Source organism: Oscillibacter sp., from assembly GCF_032060045.1.
GTDB lineage: Bacteria > Bacillota > Clostridia > Oscillospirales > Oscillospiraceae > Oscillibacter.
In genome coordinates, this window is record NZ_DAMBZJ010000012.1 from 77,518 (window position 1) to 77,789 (window position 272).

Consider the following 272-nt stretch of genomic DNA (forward strand, 5'->3'; position numbering starts at 1 on the left):
CCACAAAACCATTTTGGAGAATATGACGCTGGCCCCCATCAAGGTGCGTCATATGAGTCAGGCGCAGGCGGAAGAAAAGGCCCTGAACCTGCTGGACCGGGTGGGCCTGAAGGACCGGGCGGGCGCGTATCCCATTCAGCTTTCCGGCGGACAGAAGCAGCGGGTTGCCATTGTGCGCGCCCTTGCCATGGAGCCGGAGGTGATGCTGTTTGACGAACCCACCTCCGCACTGGACCCGGAGATGGTGGGCGAGGTGCTGGACGTGATGAAGG

At 61.8% G+C, this 272-nt stretch carries 1 protein-coding gene; it reads left to right on the forward strand.

Going from position 1 to position 272, the window contains the following annotated elements; all coding sequences use genetic code 11:
- Nucleotides 1-272 (forward strand): ATP-binding cassette domain-containing protein (locus RT018_RS06840; protein WP_312940437.1); only part of this gene is annotated, 272 nt, incomplete at both ends.